The sequence below is a fragment of the Acidovorax temperans genome (assembly GCF_028596105.1).
GTDB classification, from domain to species: domain Bacteria; phylum Pseudomonadota; class Gammaproteobacteria; order Burkholderiales; family Burkholderiaceae_C; genus Acidovorax; species Acidovorax temperans.
This window is the reverse complement of sequence record NZ_CP117193.1, coordinates 2,523,448-2,542,626: the sequence shown is the minus strand read 5'-3', so window position 1 is coordinate 2,542,626 and position 19,179 is coordinate 2,523,448. Positions and strand designations below refer to the sequence as shown.

General features: G+C 63.6%; 20 protein-coding genes and 1 tRNA gene. 15 read left to right on the top strand and 6 right to left on the bottom strand.

The window, feature by feature from the left end:
- Position 1: 1 nt before the first annotated feature.
- From PQV96_RS12020 to PQV96_RS11965, 12 genes are all read left to right on the top strand, one after another.
- Entirely contained in the window at positions 2–967 is a 966-nt protein-coding gene (locus tag PQV96_RS12020; RefSeq protein ID WP_207373014.1) for an ABC transporter substrate-binding protein, read from the top strand.
- A gap of 22 nt (positions 968–989) precedes the next feature.
- Positions 990–1,838, top strand: a complete 849-nt coding sequence (locus PQV96_RS12015) for an ABC transporter permease (RefSeq protein WP_207373013.1) — start codon at positions 990–992, stop codon at positions 1,836–1,838.
- Entirely contained in the window at positions 1,835–2,614 is a 780-nt protein-coding gene (locus tag PQV96_RS12010; RefSeq protein WP_094290960.1) for an ABC transporter ATP-binding protein, read from the top strand. The genes PQV96_RS12015 and PQV96_RS12010 overlap by 4 nt, the downstream gene beginning before the upstream one ends.
- 30 nt (positions 2,615–2,644) lie before the next feature.
- Positions 2,645–3,469, top strand: a complete 825-nt coding sequence (gene hutC / locus PQV96_RS12005) for a histidine utilization repressor (RefSeq protein ID WP_142084551.1) — start codon at positions 2,645–2,647, stop codon at positions 3,467–3,469.
- Between the two features lie 64 nt (positions 3,470–3,533).
- Positions 3,534–5,072: a histidine ammonia-lyase gene (gene hutH / locus PQV96_RS12000; protein ID WP_207373011.1), complete on the top strand. Its 1,539-nt coding sequence runs from the start codon at positions 3,534–3,536 to the stop codon at positions 5,070–5,072.
- Between the two features lie 39 nt (positions 5,073–5,111).
- Complete coding sequence (gene hutU / locus PQV96_RS11995; RefSeq protein ID WP_207373010.1) at positions 5,112–6,836, top strand: urocanate hydratase; 1,725 nt, start codon at positions 5,112–5,114, stop codon at positions 6,834–6,836.
- A gap of 62 nt (positions 6,837–6,898) precedes the next feature.
- Positions 6,899–7,783: a phytanoyl-CoA dioxygenase family protein gene (locus PQV96_RS11990; RefSeq protein WP_207373009.1), complete on the top strand. Its 885-nt coding sequence runs from the start codon at positions 6,899–6,901 to the stop codon at positions 7,781–7,783.
- On the top strand, positions 7,780–8,409 hold the full coding sequence (locus PQV96_RS11985) for a HutD/Ves family protein (protein ID WP_207373008.1): 630 nt from the start codon (positions 7,780–7,782) through the stop codon (positions 8,407–8,409). The genes PQV96_RS11990 and PQV96_RS11985 overlap by 4 nt, the downstream gene beginning before the upstream one ends.
- Before the next feature lie 72 nt (positions 8,410–8,481).
- Positions 8,482–9,768, top strand: a complete 1,287-nt coding sequence (gene hutI / locus PQV96_RS11980) for an imidazolonepropionase (protein ID WP_207373007.1) — start codon at positions 8,482–8,484, stop codon at positions 9,766–9,768.
- Entirely contained in the window at positions 9,765–11,162 is a 1,398-nt protein-coding gene (locus PQV96_RS11975) for a formimidoylglutamate deiminase (protein WP_207373006.1), read from the top strand. The genes hutI and PQV96_RS11975 overlap by 4 nt, the downstream gene beginning before the upstream one ends.
- 44 nt (positions 11,163–11,206) lie before the next feature.
- Entirely contained in the window at positions 11,207–12,022 is an 816-nt protein-coding gene (gene hutG / locus PQV96_RS11970) for an N-formylglutamate deformylase (RefSeq protein WP_207373083.1), read from the top strand.
- A gap of 182 nt (positions 12,023–12,204) precedes the next feature.
- Positions 12,205–12,414: a hypothetical protein gene (locus PQV96_RS11965; RefSeq protein ID WP_066696065.1), complete on the top strand. Its 210-nt coding sequence runs from the start codon at positions 12,205–12,207 to the stop codon at positions 12,412–12,414.
- 56 nt (positions 12,415–12,470) lie between these two features.
- Here PQV96_RS11965 and asd read toward each other — a convergent pair whose 3' ends face one another.
- Complete coding sequence (gene asd / locus PQV96_RS11960; protein WP_142084533.1) at positions 12,471–13,316, bottom strand: archaetidylserine decarboxylase; 846 nt, start codon at positions 13,314–13,316, stop codon at positions 12,471–12,473.
- Between the two features lie 451 nt (positions 13,317–13,767).
- Here asd and infA point away from each other — a divergent pair, with 451 nt between their 5' ends.
- From infA to PQV96_RS11945, 3 genes are all read left to right on the top strand, one after another.
- The gene (gene infA, locus PQV96_RS11955) at positions 13,768–14,022 is read left to right on the top strand and encodes a translation initiation factor IF-1 (protein WP_044398417.1); all 255 of its coding nucleotides are present in this window, start codon (positions 13,768–13,770) and stop codon (positions 14,020–14,022) included.
- 165 nt (positions 14,023–14,187) lie between these two features.
- Positions 14,188–14,264: transfer RNA gene (locus PQV96_RS11950), tRNA-Pro, on the top strand.
- A 190-nt stretch (positions 14,265–14,454) separates the two neighbouring features.
- The gene (locus PQV96_RS11945; protein WP_273623058.1) at positions 14,455–15,228 is read left to right on the top strand and encodes a heparan-alpha-glucosaminide N-acetyltransferase; all 774 of its coding nucleotides are present in this window, start codon (positions 14,455–14,457) and stop codon (positions 15,226–15,228) included.
- 193 nt (positions 15,229–15,421) lie between these two features.
- Here PQV96_RS11945 and PQV96_RS11940 read toward each other — a convergent pair whose 3' ends face one another.
- From PQV96_RS11940 to PQV96_RS11920, 5 genes are all read right to left on the bottom strand, one after another.
- Positions 15,422–16,207 carry a foldase protein PrsA gene (locus tag PQV96_RS11940; RefSeq protein ID WP_066695886.1) on the bottom strand — a complete coding sequence of 262 codons (786 nt, stop codon included), beginning with the start codon at positions 16,205–16,207 and terminating at the stop codon, positions 15,422–15,424.
- Between the two features lie 67 nt (positions 16,208–16,274).
- Complete coding sequence (locus tag PQV96_RS11935) at positions 16,275–16,535, bottom strand: BolA family protein (RefSeq protein WP_273623056.1); 261 nt, start codon at positions 16,533–16,535, stop codon at positions 16,275–16,277.
- A gap of 24 nt (positions 16,536–16,559) precedes the next feature.
- A complete protein-coding gene (locus tag PQV96_RS11930; protein ID WP_044398425.1) occupies positions 16,560–17,099 on the bottom strand; it encodes a septation protein A in 540 nt (179 codons plus the stop codon).
- Between the two features lie 30 nt (positions 17,100–17,129).
- A complete protein-coding gene (gene msrB / locus PQV96_RS11925; RefSeq protein ID WP_273623055.1) occupies positions 17,130–17,543 on the bottom strand; it encodes a peptide-methionine (R)-S-oxide reductase MsrB in 414 nt (137 codons plus the stop codon).
- A complete protein-coding gene (locus PQV96_RS11920; RefSeq protein ID WP_273623054.1) occupies positions 17,540–19,030 on the bottom strand; it encodes a protein adenylyltransferase SelO in 1,491 nt (496 codons plus the stop codon). Before PQV96_RS11920 ends, msrB begins: the two co-directional genes overlap by 4 nt.
- Positions 19,031–19,179: the final 149 nt, after the last annotated feature.

Here is a 19,179-nt window from a genome sequence, read left to right as displayed (position 1 = left end):
GATGACTGGATCGGTTGTAAAGATGGCAACGCTGGCTGCGGCCGCTGCTTGTGTCCTGGCTGTGGCCACGCCCGCGCAGGCGCAAAACACCAAGATCGTGTTGGGCATGTCCGGCTGGACAGGTTTCGCACCGCTCACGCTGGCCGACAAGGCGGGCATCTTCAAGAAGAACGGCCTGGATGTGGAGATCAAGATGATCCCGCAGAAGGACCGCCACCTGGCCCTTGCCTCCAAGTCCATCCAGTGCGCTGCCACCACCGTGGAGACCCATGTGGCCTGGAATGCCAATGGCGTGCCCATCGTGCAGATCTTCCAGATGGACAAGTCCTACGGCGCCGACGGCATCGCGGTGCGCGGCAACATCAACAGCTTTGCAGACCTCAATGGCAAGACCATCGGCGTGGATGCGCCCGGCACCGCCCCTTATTTCGGCCTGGCCTGGATGCTGAGCAAGAACGGCATGAGCCTCAAGGATGTGAAGACCACCACGCTGTCGCCCCAGGCGGCCGCGCAGGCCTTTGTGGCTGGGCAGAACGACGCTGCCATGACGTACGAGCCGTATCTCTCCACCGTGCGCGACAACCCTGCGTCGGGCAAGATTTTGGCCACCACTCTCGACTACCCCATGGTGATGGACACCGTGGGTTGCGACCCCACCTGGCTCAAGGCCAATGGCAAGGCCGCGCAGGCGCTCACCAACTCGTACTTTCAGGCGCTCGACATGATCAAGGCCGACCCGGCCAAGTCCAACGAGATCATGGGCGCTGCGGTCAAGCAGACGGGCGAGCAGTTCGCCAAGTCCTCGTCCTTCCTGCGCTGGCAGGACAAGGCCGCCAACCAGAAGTTCTTTGCGGGCGAGTTGCAGGCCTTTATGAAAGACGCCACAGCCATCCTGCTGGAGGCCGGCATCATCCGCAAGGCCCCTGAAGACCTGAACGTCACCTTCGACGCCAGCTTCATCAAGTGAATAGACGGAAGAAGAGCGCTCCATGTCCGCCGTGCAACCCCTGTCCGTTACCGAGCCAAAAAAACAGCCAAAGGCCACCGTGCGCCGCCGCTCACTCGCCCCGCTGGAGCCTGTGAGCAGCCGATCCCGCTGGATGCTGGGGCTGGCCTTTTTCGCCCTGTTTGTGGCGGTGTGGGCGTTCTTCACCCTGAGCGGCTTCGTGTCGCCCACCTTCCTGGCCAGCCCCGTCACCATGGTGAAAGAAGGCTGGCTGCTGTTCACCGAGTACGGCTTCATCAAAGACATCGGCATGACCATCTGGCGCGTGGTCGGCGGCTTCGTCCTGGCTGCGGTCATTGCTGTGCCGCTGGGCATTGCGATGGGCGCGTACAAAGGCATCGAGGCGTTCTTCGAGCCCTTCATCTCGTTCTGCCGCTACCTGCCTGCGTCGGCATTCATTCCACTGCTGATCCTGTGGGCGGGTATTGGCGAGGCGCAGAAAATCCTCGTCATCTTCATCGGCTCGGTCTTCCAGATCACGCTGATGGTGGCCGTCACCGTGGGCGGTGCGCGGCGCGACTTGGTGGAAGCTGCATACACATTGGGTGCGGGCCACAAGGGCATCGTCACACGGGTGCTGATCCCCGGCGCAGCGCCCGAGATCGCCGAGACCCTGCGCCTGGTGCTGGGCTGGGCCTGGACCTATGTGATCGTGGCCGAGCTGATCGGCTCGTCCAGCGGCATCGGCCACATGATCACCGACAGCCAGTCGCTGCTCAACACCGGCCAGATCATCTTCGGCATCATCATCATCGGCCTCATCGGGCTGGTGTCCGACTTCGCCTTCAAGGCGCTCAACCACCGTCTGTTTGCCTGGAGTTTTGTACGATGAGCAGCGTATCCATTCAAGCCGTCTCGCGCATCTTTGAAGGGCACAAGGGCCAGCGCACGCAGGCCCTGCTGCCCGTCGATTTTGAAGTGCGTGACAACGACTTTGTCACCATCCTTGGCCCCTCGGGCTGCGGCAAGTCCACGCTGCTGCGCATCGTCGCGGGCCTGGACCACGCCACCAGCGGCCGGGTGCTGCTGGACGGCGTGCCAGTGGAAGGCCCGGGCGCAGACCGGGGCATGGTGTTCCAGAGCTACACGCTGTTCCCCTGGCTCACCATCGAGCAGAACATTCGCTTTGGCCTGCGCGAGCGGGGTATGCCCGAGGCGCAGCAAAAAGAGCGCGCCGCGTACTTCATCGCCAAGGTAGGCCTGCGCGGCTTCGAGCAGCACTTTCCCAAGCAGCTGTCGGGTGGCATGCAGCAGCGCACCGCCATCGCGCGCGCCCTGGCCAACGACCCCAAGATTTTGCTGATGGACGAGCCCTTTGGCGCGCTGGACAACCAGACCCGCGTGCTCATGCAAGAGCTGCTGCTGGGCATCTGGGAGGCCGAGCGCAAGACGGTGCTGTTCGTGACCCACGACATCGACGAAGCCATCTTCATGGCCAACCGCGTGGCCGTGTTCAGCGCCCGGCCCGGCCGCATCAAGACCGAGCTGGCGGTGGACTTGCCGCACCCGCGCCACTACACGATCAAGACCAGCCCCGAGTTCATGGACCTCAAAGCGCGCCTCACCGAAGAGATCCGCGCCGAATCCATGGCGGCGGACCTGCACTGATCTGAACCTGAACCCACCCGGCATCCACCCATGAGCGCACGTCCATCCCGCCGCACCACCGCCGCTGCACCGCGCAGCGCCACGCCTGCCAAGGCCGTGGCCGTGGCCGTGGCCTCTGCGGCTGCGCCCGCGCAGGCCATGGCGCTGTACGAGCAGGTCAAGGACCACATTGCGCGCAAGATCCAGGAAGGCATCTGGCGCGCGGGCGACCGCCTGCCGTCCGAGAGCGAACTGGTCACCCAGTTCGGCATCTCGCGCATGACGGTGAACCGCGCACTGCGCGAGCTGGTGGAGCAGGGGCGCATCGTGCGCGTGGCCGGTGTGGGCAGCTTCGTGGCCGAAGACAAGCCCCAATCCACGCTGCTGCAGATTGCCAACCTGGCGAGCGAGATCCGCCAGCGCGGGCACGACTATCGCTGCGATGTGCTGACGGTGGAGCGCACCTCTGCCACGCTGGAGGTGGCCGCCGCTCTGGACCTGCGCACGGGCGAGTCGGTGTTCCACTCGCTGTGCATCCACCGCGAAGACGGCCTGCCCGTGCAACTGGAAGACCGCCACGTCAACCCACGCCAGGTGCCCCAGTTCGCCGCGCAGGACTTCACGCAACTGCAGCCCTCCGAATACCTGGTGCGCAACGTGCCCTTCGACCAGATCGAGCATGTGGTCGATGCCGTCATGCCCACCGCCGAGCAGGCCGCGCTGCTGGAGATGTCTCCGCAGGAGCCCTGCCTGTTGCTCACCCGCCGTACCTGGTCGCGCGGCGTGCCGATCACCGTGGTGCGCTGCCTGCACCCCGCCACCCGCTACCGCCTGGGCAGCCGTTTCCGCGCCGACGGCAACCCCGTCGCTGGTTAAAAGTTTTTGCCAAAAGCACAGAATTTTTTTGCTTGTACCTACTTGTATATACAGGACCAACGCCATGACACACAACGCATCGCCCATCACCCTGCACCCCGGCCGCGTCACGCTGGCCGAGCTGCGCCGCATCCACGCCGGCCCCGTGCAGCTGGTGCTGGATGCTTCGGCCCGCGCGGGTTTGCAAAAGTCCCTGGCCACGGTGCAGCGCATCGTTGATGAAGACCAGGTGGTCTATGGCATCAACACCGGCTTTGGCAAGCTGGCCAGCACCAAGATTGCGCACGACCGCCTGGCTGAACTGCAGCGCAACCTGGTGCTGTCGCACAGCGTGGGCACGGGCGACCCGCTGCCTGATGACGTGGTGCGCCTCATCCTCGCGACCAAGTCCGTGAGCCTGGCGCGCGGCCACTCGGGCGTGCGGCCCGAGCTGGTGGATGCGCTGCTGGCCCTGGCCAACGCCAACGTGCTGCCGGTGATCCCGGCCAAGGGCTCGGTGGGGGCATCCGGCGACTTGGCGCCGCTGGCGCACATGGCCTGCGTGCTGATTGGGGAAGGTCAGGCCAAGGTAGATGGCAAGGTGGTGCCCGGTGCCGAGGCCATGCGTTCCATCGGCATGCAACCGTTTGTGCTGGGCCCCAAGGAAGGGCTGGCGCTGCTCAACGGCACGCAGGTGTCCACCTCGCTGGCGCTGGCCGGGTTGTTCGGCGCCGAGAGCGTGTTTGCTGCCGCGCTGGTCGCAGGCTGCCTGTCGCTCGAAGCCATCAAGGGCTCGGTCAAGCCGTTTGACGCGCGCATCCATGAGGCACGCGGCCAGGCCGGGCAGATCGCAGTGGCCGCCGCTGTGCGCGCGCTGCTGGACGGCAGCGCCATCGACCCCTCGCACCCCAACTGTGGCCGCGTGCAAGACCCTTATTCGATCCGCTGCGTGCCGCAGGTGATGGGTGCGTGCCTGGATAACCTGCACCACGCGGCGCGCGTGTTGACCATCGAGGCCAATGCCGCGTCGGACAACCCTCTGGTGTTCGACAACGGCGATGTGATTTCCGGCGGCAACTTCCACGCCGAGCCCGTGGCCTTTGTGGCCGACATCATCGCGCTGGCCGTGGCCGAGATCGGTGCCATTTCCGAGCGCCGCCTGTCGCTGCTGCTGGACCCAGGCCTCTCGGGCTTGCCCGCGTTCCTGATCCGCGACAGCGGCGTCAACTCTGGCTTCATGATCGCCCAGGTCACCGCCGCCGCATTGGCGGCCGAGAACCAGTGCCTCGCCAACCCCAGCAGCGTGACCAGCCTGCCCACATCGGCCAACCAGGAGGACCATGTCTCCATGGCCACTTACGGTGCACGCCGCCTGGGCGACATGGTGCGCAATGCGGCGGTGATGGTCGGCATCGAAGCCATGGCCGCCGCACAAGGCATGGAGTTCGACCGCTCGCTCAAGAGTTCACCCCTCATCGAAGCGCAATTCGCCGCCATCCGCGAGCGCGTGGCCTACCTGGAGCAGGACCGTTACCTCGCTCCCGACATCGAAGCCATGCGCGCCTGGGCCCAGCAGTCCACATGGCCCGCAGCGCTCACGCAATGCCTGCCCAGCTTCGCCTGATTTTTTCCACGCACACCCACTGATTCACAGGAGCCCACCATGAATGCCAACGACGCCATCATCGCCGCCGCCTCCAACACTGACCCCCGCCACGACGCCAGCCGCGTGATCCGCGCGCCGCGCGGCAGCCAGCTGACCTGCAAGAGCTGGCTCACCGAAGCGGCCTACCGCATGATCCAGAACAATCTCGACCCCGAGGTGGCCGAGCGCCCGCAAGACCTGGTGGTGTACGGCGGCATCGGCCGCGCCGCGCGCAATTGGGAATGCTTTGACCAGATCCTCGCCTCGCTCAAGGACTTGAACGACGACGAAACCCTGCTCATCCAGTCCGGTAAGCCCGTGGGCGTGTTTAAGACCCACGCCAACGCGCCTCGCGTGCTGCTGGCCAACTCCAACCTGGTGCCCAAATGGGCCAACTGGGAGCACTTCAGCGAGCTGGACCAGAAGGGCCTGTTCATGTACGGCCAGATGACGGCGGGCAGCTGGATCTACATCGGCACGCAGGGCATCGTCCAGGGCACGTACGAAACCTTTGCCGAGGCAGGCCGCAAGCACTTTGGCGGATCGCTCGAAGGGCGCTGGATCTTGACCGCAGGCCTGGGCGGAATGGGCGGCGCGCAGCCGCTGGCCGCTACCTTTGCGGGCGCGGTGTCGCTCAACATTGAGTGCCAGCAAAGCAGCATCGACTTCCGCCTGCGCACGCGCTACGTGGACAAGCAGGCGCGTGACATTGACCACGCGTTGGAGCTGATCCAGCAGCACACGGCGGCCAAAGAGGCCGTATCGATTGCACTGCTGGGCAATGCTGCCGAAATCCTGCCCGAGCTGGTGCGCCGCGCCAAGGCCGGTGGCTTGAAGCCCGACCTGGTCACCGACCAGACCTCGGCCCACGACCTCGTCAACGGCTACCTGCCCGCAGGCTGGACGGTGGCCCAGTGGCGCGCCGCGCAGCAGGACGTGACGCAGCACGAGGTGCTGAAGAAAGCTGCCGCCCAATCGTGCGCCGTGCATGTGCAGGCCATGCTTGACTTCCAATCGATGGGTATCCCCACGGTGGACTACGGCAACAACATCCGCCAGGTGGCGTTTGACGAAGGCGTGAAGAACGCCTTCGATTTCCCCGGCTTCGTGCCTGCGTACATTCGTCCGCTGTTTTGCGAAGGCAAGGGCCCGTTCCGCTGGGTGGCCCTGTCGGGCGACCCGGAGGACATCCGCAAGACCGACGCCAAGATCAAGGAACTGTTCCCCGAAAACAAGCACGTGCACCGCTGGCTCGACATGGCGGGCGAACGCATCGCGTTCCAGGGCCTGCCCGCGCGCATCTGCTGGCTGGGCCTGGGCGAGCGCCACATCGCGGGCCTGGCCTTCAACGAGATGGTGAAGAACGGCGAACTGAAGGCCCCCATCGTGATCGGCCGAGACCACCTGGACACCGGCAGCGTGGCCAGCCCCAACCGCGAGACCGAAGGCATGAAGGACGGCACCGACGCCGTGAGCGACTGGCCGCTGCTCAACGCGCTGCTCAACACCGCAGGCGGCGCCACCTGGGTCAGCCTGCACCACGGCGGGGGCGTCGGCATGGGTTACTCGCAGCACTCGGGCATGGTCATCGTGGCGGACGGCACGGATGCGGCAGCTGCACGCCTGGCCAATGTGCTGGTCAACGACTGCGGCAGCGGCGTGATGCGCCATGCCGATGCAGGCTACGAATTGGCCGTGGAAACGGCCAAGAAGCAAGGCCTGAAGCTGCCGATGATCAAGTAAGCCCGCCAATACTCGCGGGGTCTATCTATCTGTCTCTACGGTTGATCTGGAGGTGAGGTGTCATGCCCGATGTTTCGTCTGGGATTTCGCAGCAACGGTGGCAGGCACGCCTGCGCGGGAGGTTGAGTGACCAACAGGTCGCCGACTTCGTCCGTGACGGCGCCATCTGCATCAAGCAGCTGCTCACGCCCGATGAAGTCGCTCTGCTGCGCGATGGCATCGACGCCAACTTGGCCGCGCCCAGCCCGCGCGCCAAGGTGGCCAGCCGGCCGGATGACCCAGGCCGGTTCTTCGAGGACTTCTGCAACTGGCAGGACATTCCGCAGTTTGGCCGCTTTGTGCGCGACACGCCGCTGGCCCTGGCCGCGCAGCGCCTGATGCAGTCGCGCACCGTGCGGCTGTACCACGACCATGTGCTGGTCAAAGAGCCGGGCACGCGCCAGAAGACGCCTTGGCACCAGGACCAGCCGTACTACAACATCGAAGGCATGCAGAACGTGAGCATGTGGATACCGGTGGACCCGGTGTCCCGCGCTGCGACGCTCGAATTTGTGGCCGGCTCGCACAAGGGCCCCTGGCTCATGCCGCGCACCTTCATGGACAACCAGGCCAAGTGGTTCCCCGAAGGCAGCCTGCAGGACCTGCCCAACGTTGAGGCCGACCGTGCTGCATTCCCCATCGTGGGCTGGGAGATCGAGCCCGGCGACGTGGTGTGCTTTCACATGCTCACGCTGCATGCGGCGGGTGGAGTAGAGGGCACTAACCGCCGCCGGGTGTTCTCGGTGCGCTTTCTGGGCGACGACACGCGCCATGCGCCCCGGCCATGGAAGACATCGCCCGAGTTTCCCGGCCTGGCCGATGAGCTGCCCGCCGGGGCTGAGATGGATCACCCGCTGTTCCCTCTGCTGGTGGATGGCAACGATGCGCCGCAGGGTGAACGCGCATGAAGCAGTTTCTGGACCTGGCCTCCACGCCCCCGGTGCCTTGGAAAAACGGCGGCGGCAGCACGCGCGAGCTGGCTTGCTGGCCACCCGGCGCGGGCATGGACAGCTTTGCCTGGCGCGTGAGCGTGGCCACCATCGCCCGCCCGGGGCCGTTCTCAGCCTTTCCGGGCGTGGACCGGCAGATCATGCTGCTGGAGGGCGACGGCGTACAGCTGCAAGCCGCAGCAGGACAATGGCAGCACGCGCTGACGCAGCGGTGGGAGCCGTTTGCGTTCTCCGGCGAGGAGCCGGTGGACTGCCGCATGCTCGGCGGTGTTTCCACCGACTTCAACCTGATGCTGCGCCGGGGAGAGTGGAGCGGGAGCCTGCAGGTGCTGCGCGATGTATCGCCGCCCGCTGAGGGGGCTGCAGCGGGCCTGTGCATGGTGCTGCAGGGCGCCTGGCGATATGAGGACAGCGATGGCCGCCCAGCGCGGATGTTGGCAGCGGGGCAGGGCCTGTGGTGGGTGAACGAAGGGGGCGAAGCTGCGCCGTCAATCACCCCCGTGCGCCGCGCCGAAGGCGCCATGTCTGCCGATGACGCACCGGTGCTGGCCTGGGTGGCCTTGCACAGGGGCTCCACACCATAATTTCAATCAGATGGGCTGCAAGCGATAGTGGAATATGCGCAAGTAGCTATATAAAAGATAGCAAATTGATCCATGAACACAGCAGCAGGTAGCAACCCTCAGAGCGCGGTCCCGCCAACATCTTCCGCGCCCAGTGCCGATGGCGTGTGGACCCACCTGCGGCCCGTGGCCGCGTTGTGGTCGGCGGACGTGCCGGTGCCCGAAGGCGCGCTGGCGTGTGTGGTGGTGCAGGGCGGCGCTGTGCAGTGGGTGGGCCCGCAGGCCCAGGTGCCCGCAGCGTTTGCCGGCTTGCCCCGCTTTGATGGCAAGGGCGCCGTCACCACACCCGGCCTGGTCGATTGCCATACCCACCTGGTGTACGGCGGGCAGCGTGCCAACGAGTTTGCGATGCGGCTCGCAGGCGCCACGTATGAAGAGGTGGCCAAGGCGGGCGGGGGCATTGTGTCGTCGGTGCGCGCCACACGCGAGGCCAGCGAAGACGAGCTTTTTGCCCAGGCCGTGCCGCGCCTGCAGGCCCTGCTGGCCGAGGGCGTATGTGCCGTCGAGATCAAATCGGGCTACGGCCTGTCGCTGGAACATGAGCGCAAACAGCTGCGCGTGGCCCGCCGTCTGGGCGAGGCGTTTGGCGTGACGGTGCGCGCCACCTTTTTGGGCGCGCACGCGTTGCCGCCCGAGTACGCAGGCCGCAGCCAAGCCTATGTCGATCTAGTCTGCAAGGAGATGCTGCCCGCGCTTGCCGCCGAGGGCCTGGTGGATGCGGTGGATGTGTTCTGCGAACGAATCGCCTTCACGCTGGCCGAGACAAGCCAAGTCTTCCAGGCCGCGCAAAAGCTGGGCATTCCCGTCAAGCTGCATGCCGAGCAGCTGTCGGACATGGGCGGAGCGGCGCTAGCCGCGCGCTACGGTGCGCTGTCGTGCGACCACATCGAGCACCTGTCGGCCGAAGGCATCGCTGCGATGAAGGCTGCTGGCACCGTGGCCGTCCTGCTGCCCGGCGCCTACTACACGCTGCGTGACACGCACCTGCCACCCATCGCGCAGTTGCGCGCGGCCGGTGTGCCTATGGCAGTCTCTACCGACCACAACCCTGGCACCTCGCCCGCGCTCAGCCTGCTGCTCATGGCCAACATGGCCTGCACGCTGTTCCGCCTGACGGTGCCCGAGGCGCTGGCCGGCATCACCACCCACGCCGCGCGCGCGCTGGGACTGCAAGAAACGCACGGCCTGATCGCATCCGGCAGGCCCGCCAACTTCGTGCTGTGGCCCGTGGGCGAGGCGGCCGAGCTGGCCTACTGGCTGGGCCAGAAGCCCACCTGCACCATCGTGCGGCAAGGGCGCATTCACGGAGTCATGCCATGACGCAACAACTGTTCGCCGCCGATGCACTGCTGCCCACGGGCTGGGCGCGCAATGTGCTGATCACCTGGGATCGGGCAGGGCGCATCACCGCCGTCACGCCCGGTGCGCAGCGGCCTGAGGGCGCAGCCATGGCGGCGGGCCCGGTGATCCCCGGCATGCCCAACCTGCACTCGCACGCCTTCCAGCGCGCGTTTGCGGGCCTGACCGAGTACCGGGGTGAAAGCCAGGACAGCTTTTGGAGCTGGCGCAACCTGATGTACCGCTTTGCGGCGCGTATCACGCCCGAGTCACTCGAAGCCATTGCCACCTGGCTGTATCTAGAGATGCTGGAGGCGGGCTACACCAGCGTGTGCGAGTTCCACTACGTGCACCACGACCAGGGCGGCACGCCCTATGCCGACGACGCCACGCTCTCGCTCGCGCTGCTGCGTGCGGCGCAGCGTGCGGGCATCGCCATCACGCTACTGCCCGTGCTGTACCAAACTAGCGGCTTTGGCGCCAAGCCACCCCGGGCGGACCAGGCCCGCTTTATCCGCAGCGCCGACAGCATGCTCTCATTATTGGAGCGCCTTGCGCCCGCTGCACAAGCGCAAGGGGCTGTTTTGGGCTTGGCCCCGCACTCGCTGCGTGCCGTGCCGCCGGACAGCCTCACCGCTGCGGTGCAGGGCCTCACAGCGCTGAACCCCCAGGCGCCCATCCACATCCACATTGCCGAGCAGACGCAGGAGGTGGATGACTGCATCGCCTGGAGCGGCCAGCGCCCCGTGCAGTGGCTGCTGAACCACGCCCCCGTGGATGAACGCTGGTGCCTGGTGCACGCCACGCACATGACGGCGGATGAGTACGCTGGCGCGGCGCGCACGGGCGCTGTGGCTGGCATTTGCCCCACCACCGAAGCCAACCTGGGCGATGGCATTTTCGACATGCCGCTGTGGCTGCAACATGGCGGGCGCTGGGGCGTGGGCTCGGACAGCCATGCCTGCGTGAACGCGGCAGAAGAGCTACTGATGCTGGAATACGGCCAGCGCCTGTCGCGCCGCCAGCGCAATGTGCTGGCAAGCAGCGGTCAGCCGGAGGTGGCCACGGCCATGACCCTGCAAGCCGTGCAGGGCGGGGCGCAGGCATCGGGGCGCTTGGTGCCCGGTGCCGCAGCGGGCATCGCTGTGGGCCAGTCGGCGGATTGGGTCGTGCTCGATACCCAGCATGTGGCCCTGCGCGGCCTACCCGCGCCCGCCACGCTGTCGGCCCATGTGTTTGCCAGCCACCGCACCTCGGCCATCGACAGTGTGTGGGTGGGCGGTGCATGCCGTGTGGCGCAAGGCCGCCATGCGCTGCATGACTCCGCCGCCAGCGCTTTTGCTGCAGCGCGTGCGAGCACCATTGCTACCGACTGACGCCGAACCTTTCTGATCCGATCTCCATGACTGCCATGTCCGCCATGACTGCCACTGCCCCCCCACCGTTCGTGTTCCACCAGGGCACGCAGCCCCTGTTGGTGTCCATGCCCCACGCGGGCACCTATGTGCCGCCGGCACTGGCCGCACGCTTCACTCCCGAGGCCCGCCAGGTACCAGACACCGACTGGCACATGGAGCGCCTGTACGCCTTTGCCAAAGAGATGGGGGCAGCCCTCCTCGTGGCCACTCATTCGCGCTATGTGGTCGATTTGAATCGCCCGCCCGATGGCGCCAGCCTCTACCCCGGCCAGAGTGTCACGGGCCTGTGCCCGGTCGATACGTTTGACGACACGCCTATTTACACGGCGGGTGATGTGCCCGATCACGCAGAAGTGGCTGCGCGCCGCGACGCCATCTGGGCGCCGTACCACGCGCAGCTGCGCGCCGAGCTGGACCGCATCCGCGCCCAGCATGGCGTGGCCGTGCTGTGGGACGCGCACTCCATCCGTTCGGTGTTGCCGCGTTTTTTTGAGGGCAAGCTGCCCGACCTGAATCTGGGCACGGCCGATGGCGCAAGCTGTGACCCGGCGCTGGCGCAAGAACTGCTGCAGATTGCCAAGGCCGCAGAGGGCTACACCGCCGTACTCAATGGCCGCTTCAAGGGCGGCCACATCACCCGCCATTACGGTCAGCCGGGGCTGGGCGTGCATGCGGTGCAACTGGAGATGACGCAATGCAGCTACATGCAGGAATACCCACCGTTTGACTACCTGCCAGACCGTGCCGCGCAAGTGCAACCACATCTGCAGCGCATGCTGGCGGCCGCCCTGGACTTTGCGCGGGCAAACTGCACTTGAGTGGGTGAGCCAAGAAGTGAGCCTGCGGCCGAAGAGGTGGTCGCCTGGCCTGCTTGACTTGCGTCAGTTTTCGGATGGGCGTGTGACTGAGATTGTGTCCGAGGTGTTACCATTGACTCATCAACCCCTTCGCCCCGAAGGGAGCGGTGGTTGCACCACCCATGCGGAGGGAGCCGCACACCATGCAAGATGCGGCTTATTACTACATGCCTTTATTCAGCCCCGGCGCCTCTGTCCTGATGGGAACGAAGCGCGAAACAGTCAGCTACGTCTTGATCCGACGTTGTGCCCTGATGGTGTACCTGCAAGGGCACGACAATCCGGTGCGTCCCGAGTCTCTCCAACTCGAACCCACCGCGTTTCACCTCACGCGTAGACCAGAAAAAGAGTGACGCAGTCACTAAAACAAAACAGGCGCCTCGGCGCCTGTTTTGCTTGGGAAGGGCTTCTAGCTACGGTGCGCCATGGCTTCGCCTAGCCTAATCGGGCGTGCTGGAGCCCACGCAGGGTTGAAACGCATGGGGCCCTTGGGGAAGAGCATCACCACGGTGGAGCCCAGCAAGAAGCGCCCCATTTCCTGTCCTTGCTGCAGACTGACCTGGCCCGGGGCGTAGTCCCATTGGCGCAGTTGGCCGGTGCGCGGCGGGTTCACCAAACCGTGCCATACCGTGGCCATGCTGCCTACGATGGTTGCGCCCACCAGCACCATCACAAAGGGGCCTTGGTCAGATTCGAAGAAACACACTACACGTTCGTTGCGAGCGAACAGCCCAGGCACGCCCCGCGCCGTAGTGGGGTTGACCGAGAACAGATCGCCCGGTGCGTGCACCATGTGCGTGAGCTTGCCTGCGCAGGGCATGTGGATGCGGTGGTAATCGCGGGGGCTGAGGTACAGGGTGGCGAAGTAGCCATCGTCAAAAACTGCGGCCCTGGCTGCATCGCCACCCACCAATGCGGTGGTTGAATACGAATGTCCCTTGGCCTGAAAGACTTGGTCCCGCTCTATGCGGCCAAACTGACTGATGGCGCCATCCACGGGGCAGATCCAGTCGGCGTCCGCCAACGGGCGCGCTCCCGGTTTGAGTGCGCGTGTGAAGAAATCATTGAACGTGGCGTAAGCCGCCGGGTCGGGATTTTCCGCCTCGGCCATGTTCACCTGATAACGGGCAATGAAGCGCTCAATGGCTGCGGTGGTCCAGCGCCCGGCCCGCGCCCGTGCGAAACGACCTGCGGTAGAGGTCAAAGCCTGTTTGGGCAAAAGGTACTGAGGCAGGACGGCAAGGCGGTCAGACAAGGGCGCTTCCTTCATTGGGGGCAGTGCGACGCATTCTAAGCGGGTGGTTTCAGCACAAAAAATTGGGCGCATTACTCGCCGCCTGCGCCACTGCTTTTGGCCCTCATGCTTGCGATCAAGCGCATCCTGCGACCTTTGGGGTGTTGGCTGAGTTGTGGAGGCAGTGGCTTGCACGGGTGGGTGCTCTTGTGGGGAAGATGTGGCACGTAGGCAAAAAACATTGGTCGCGCTACAATCAACGGGCTCATGCACAGCGCCAAGCCTGTTCATCGAAGCCGTCTCATCCAGGCCACTTTTCTTTCTGATCTGCGCCCCGGGTGCAGCGACTCCCCCAGCCCGCAAAGCACCGTGCTCAGCGTTTCTCGGTCACCACCGAGGAACTGCCAAGCAAACATCTTGTGTGCCGGGCGCACGTACAAAATTTGTTTTTGAGATCATTAGATAGAAACACATGGCTAAAGAAGAACTCATTGAAATGCAAGGCTCCGTTACCGAAGTTTTGCCGGACTCGCGCTTTCGCGTAACCCTGGACAATGGGCACCAACTGATTGCTTACACCGGTGGCAAGATGCGCAAGCACCATATCCGCATCTTGGCGGGCGACAAGGTTTCTTTGGAGATGTCTCCCTACGACCTGACCAAGGGCCGCATCACCTTCCGCCATTTGGCAGGCCGTGGCCCCGGCCCCGCAGGCGGTTCCCGCTGATCTGTAGGTTTTTGGGTAAAAATTTCAAGCTATAATTTTTAGTTCTTTCAAAGCTTCATCTCTGAAACTTTGAACTGGCTTCTCGTAGTGGGCAGGTTTTGAAAAGTTCAAAAATCTGCCTTTAAAGCCAGAACCCGTTAAAAAACAGGTTAGAATACGAGCTGTCGGAGCGTAGCGCAGCCTGGTAGCGCATCTGCTTTGGGAGCAGAGGGTCGCGAGTTCGAATCCCGCCGCTCCGACCATTGTTCAAGGCCCTGCAACTGTGTTGCAGGGCCTTTTTACATTGGGCTTTTGGGGTTATGTGCTTCAGCACCTACCGTCGTTCGATAAGCATGTGGCTTCGCTCACTCGCTTTTTGTTGAATGCAGCTACGCTTGCGTTTTCAGCCAATGCCGTTGGTGCGCACTGAACGCGTCCGCCCTTGTTTGTCGCATGTTCCCACACTCGTCTATCCTGTCCCCAGGTTCACCCCGTTACGCCGCCATTGATGCCCTGCGCGGTGCAGCCATGGTGTGGATGACGGCGTTCCACTTTGGTTTTGATCTGGCCCATTTTGGGCTGTGGAACCAAAACTTTCGTCTGGACCCTTTCTGGACGCTTCAGCGTACGGCCATCGTGAGCCTCTTCCTGTTTTGCGCAGGCTTTTCACAAGCCGCTTCTGTGCAACATGGGCAAGACTGGACGCGTTTTTGGAAGCGGTGGGCGCAAATCGCTGGTTGTGCGGTGCTGGTCAGTGGCGGCTCATACGCCATGTTCCCAAACAGCTTCATTTACTTTGGTGTGCTGCATGGCATGGCGGTGATGTTGATCGTGGCCCGCCTGACCGCCGGATGGGGCCCCTGGCTGTGGTTGGCTGGTGGGTTTGCCCTGGGTCTGCCCACGCTAGCTGCGTATGCGTTGAGCCACGGCTGGGAGGCTTGGGCCCCTTGGCTGAACGGCCGTCCTTTGAACTGGCTGGGTTTGGTCAGTCGCAAGCCATTCACCCAGGACTACGTGCCAGTGTTCCCTTGGCTGGGCGTCATGTGGTGGGGCTTGGCTTGCGGGCAATGGGTGCTGGCCCGGCACCTGCATTGGATGCAGCGGCCTATGGTGGGGCTGTTCGCGCCTTTGGCCGTGTTGGGGCGGTGGAGCCTGAGCTACTACATGCTGCACCAACCCGTGTTGATCGGGGGGCTGATGGCGTGGTTGTGGTTTGCTGGGCGTTGAGCACGCCATGCACCGTCTTGGATGAATCGCTTTGTTTGTCCCAATGACGAAGCGAAACGATGCGGAGCTATCGGAAGATCCACACGGCGAATCTTGATGTCTTGAAATCTCGTGTACGAGCGGCGTGCCCATAAAAAAAACGCGGCCTTGGCCGCGTTTTTGAGCAAAGCGCTCCTTTGGGGAGCAGTGCTTTTTACTCTACCTTTGCCTTGGCGCGCAGGTCTTCCTGGAACTTCACCAGCTTTTGCTGTTGCAATTGCTGAGCCACTTGGGGCTTCACGTCTTCCAGCTTGGGCAACTCTGCTTGGCGCACATCCACCAGGCGGATCACGTGCCAGCCAAATTGGCTCTTCACGGGCGTTTCAGTGGTCTTGCCCTTTTCGAGCTTCAACAGGGCTTCGGTGAACTCGTTCACGTAGCTGGCTGGATTGGCCCAGTCCAGGTCACCACCCTTGGCGGCAGAGCCGGGGTCCTTGGATTGTTTCTTGGCCAGGTCTTCAAACTTGGCACCCTTCTTCAGCGAAGCGATGATGGCCTTGGCGTCAGCTTCTTTTTCGACCAGGATGTGGCTGGCCTTGTATTCCTTGCCACCGTTGGCTGCCACGAATTTGTCGTATTCAGCCTGGATTTCAGCGTCGGTCACGGGGTTGTTCTTTTGGTAGTCATTGAACAACTCGCGGATCAGGATGGTCTGGCGCGCCAGTTCCATTTGCACCTTGAAGTCTGCCGAGCCTTCCAGGCCACGCTTTTGCGCTTCCTGCATGAAGATTTCGCGGGCAATCACTTCTTCCTTGATCTGGCCTTCGACGTCGGGGGTCACAGGGCGACCGGAGCGTTCCACTTGCTGGCGCAGCACTTCAGCGCGTTCCTTGGGAACGGCCTTACCGTTGACGATGGCGATGTTCTGAGCGGAAGCGGGCAGGGCCATCGTGCCCAGCACGGCAGCGGCCACGAGGCCGGACAGGAGCTGTTTCTTCATGCGAAATCCAAAAATGAGAAGTTGTTTGCGGCTGAGCGCCGGTCATCACCAAAAACTGCAGACCGCCTCAGAGAATTTCAATGGCGAGTGCGTGGACGCCCTGGTCAATAAATTCCTGCAGCGCATCATACACAAGGCGGTGCTGGGCCACGCGCGACCTGCCTGTAAAGAAAGGTGACGCGATGCGCACCCGAAAGTGGGTGCCAAAGTCGGTTCCGTTGGAGCCCGCGTGGCCTGCATGCGCGGCGCTTTCGTCGATCACCTCCAGTGCGGTGGTGGACAGGGTCTGCGCCAGCTGGCGGTGCATTTGTTCTGCAATCGAGGACATGGTGGGAATCGGTAGGGGGGATTCTCAACGGGCGGGTTCGTCGCCCTTGATATGGGGCGCGATGTAAAGACCTTGACCCACCAGGAACACGAGCGGGAAGGCATAGCCCCACAGCTTGAAATCGACCCAGAATTCGGTGCTGAAGTTCATCACCACATAGGCGTTGACCGCCGACATGAAGGCGCAATAGGCAATCCATGCCTGGTTCAGGCGCATCCAAACACCGTCGGGCAGGGTCAGCTGGCTGCCCAGCAGCATTTGCAGGATGTTTTTCTTCATGCCCCAAACAGCGATGGCCAGGGCCAGGGCCATGGCGCCGTACAGCACCGTGGGCTTCCATTTGATGAAGCGGTCGTCTTGCAACACCAGGGTGAGCGTGCCAAACAGCAGGATCAGCACCAGCGTGATCTTGTGCATGGCCTGCAGCTTGCGGTCAATGGCGTAGATCAGCCCCATCTGCAGCACGGTGGCGGCCATCAGCACGCCTGTGGCGGTGTAGATGTTGAACATCTTGTACGCGCCAAAAAACAGCAGGATGGGGAAAAAGTCGATCAATATTTTCATGGGGGCGAGGCCGCACGCAGGTGCGGCTTGTCAGGAAGCGTCGGGTTCAAAGTCCAGTGACGCGGAGTTCATGCAATAGCGCAGCCCAGTGGGCGCGGGGCCGTCTTCGAAAACATGGCCCAGGTGAGCCCCGCATTGTGCACACACTGTCTCGGTGCGCACCATGCCGTGGCTGCGGTCCACCACTTCGTGAATGGCGCCAGGAAGGGCCTGTGCAAAGCTGGGCCAGCCGCAGCCCGCGTCAAACTTGGTGTCAGAGTCAAACAGCTTGGAGCCGCAGCAAATGCAGTGGTAGCTGCCATCAGCCCAGTGGGCCTCGTATTTGCCGGTGAAGGGGCGTTCGGTGGCCGCGTGGCGCGTGACTTGCAGAGCCACGGGCTCTGCGCCTTTGCTGCGCAGGATTTCTTGCCATTCGGCTTCAGATTTTTGGATCGGAAAGTTCATGATGAGCAACTGATGGAGATGGAGGATGCCCAGTCGGGCGGAAAGTCGGCATACGCCTCATGGCCAGGGTGCTCGTCAAAAGGGCGCTCCAGCAGGCGCTGCAGGGTGGCGAGTTCCGAGAAATCACCACCTTTGGCTGCGCGTATGGCTTGTTCACCCAGGTGATTGCGCAGCACGAACTTGGGATTGCTATTGAGCATCAAATCGGCTGCTAGCGCTTTATCCTCAAGCGCAAGCAGCTCTGAATATGATAGCAGCCAGGCGTCGAAAGCCGCTCGGTCGGCAAACAGGTCACGAACGGGTTCAAACTGCCCCTCGGCCACGGCATGGGACAGGCGGCGCCAAAAAATGGTGTAGTCCACGGCGTTTTGAGCCAGCAACTGCAGCAGTGGTTCCACCAGCGCTTCGCTGGAATCCTGTGCCTGCGTCAACCCCAGTTTTTTGTGCATCCGCGCCATGAAGGCGTCGGGGAATACCGTCTTGTACGACTCCAGCGCGGCCAGTGCGGTGTCTTGGTCTTCGATCAGCGGCAGCAGCGCCTGCGCCAGGCAAAACAGGTTCCAGTACGCAATGTTGGGCTGACGGTTGTAGGCGTAGCGGCCATGGTGGTCGCTGTGGTTGCAGATGTGGCCGGGCACGAACGCATCGAGAAACTGAAACGGCCCATAGTCCAGCGTGAGGCCCAGGATGCTCATGTTGTCGGTGTTCATCACCCCGTGGCAAAAACCTACGGCCTGCCACTGGGCCATGAGCTGTGCGGTGCGCTCACTCACGCTGTGCAGCAGTGCTGCGTAGGGGTTGCCGCCCCAGGGGCTGGTGGCCTCGGGGCTGCGGCATTCGGGGTAATAGCGGCCGATGACGTAGTTGGCCAGGGTGCGCAGCTGCTCTTCCTGGTCGTTGGCCGCAAAGTGCTCAAAGTGGCCAAAGCGCACAAAGCTCGGGGCCACGCGGGTGACGACGGCGGCGGTTTCCAGCTCCTCACGCCGCACCAGCCCAGGCGAGCCCGTGATGCACAGAGCCCGCGATGTGGGAATGCCCAAGCCGTGCATGGCCTCGCTGCACAAGAATTCGCGGATGCTGGAGCGCAGAACAGCCCGCCCATCGCCCATGCGGGAATAGGGCGTGCGGCCAGCGCCCTTGAGTTGGATTTCGTGCCCGCCAGCCAATTCGCCCAGCAAAATGGCCCTGCCGTCGCCCAGCTGACCCGCCCATACGCCGAACTGGTGGCCGCTGTACACGCTGGCCAGCGGGGTAGAGCCTGCCAGCACCTGGTTGCCTGTGAGCGCCTGCAGGGCTTCTTCACTTTGATGCCACCCCTCGGGCAGCCCCAGCAGCTGCGCCACCGAATGGCTGGTTCCCACCCAGTGGGGGGATGGCAGGGGAGTGGGGCGCAGCTCGGTGTAGAAGTCGCTTCCCAGCGCGGCAAAGCCTTTTTGCCATGGCAAAGACAGAGAAGGCGCAAAGGGGCTGGGGGTGGAAAAACGCATGCGGCATTGTCTCGCAGCCGTCAAATTCCCCCATTTTCCGGGGCCATGCCAAGGGTGATGGCTGGGCGTACAGCAAGGGATTTCACGAGCCCCTTTGCGACACAACGGAGGGTCTGCGCGCAGTACGATGGCTGCTTTATCCACCACAA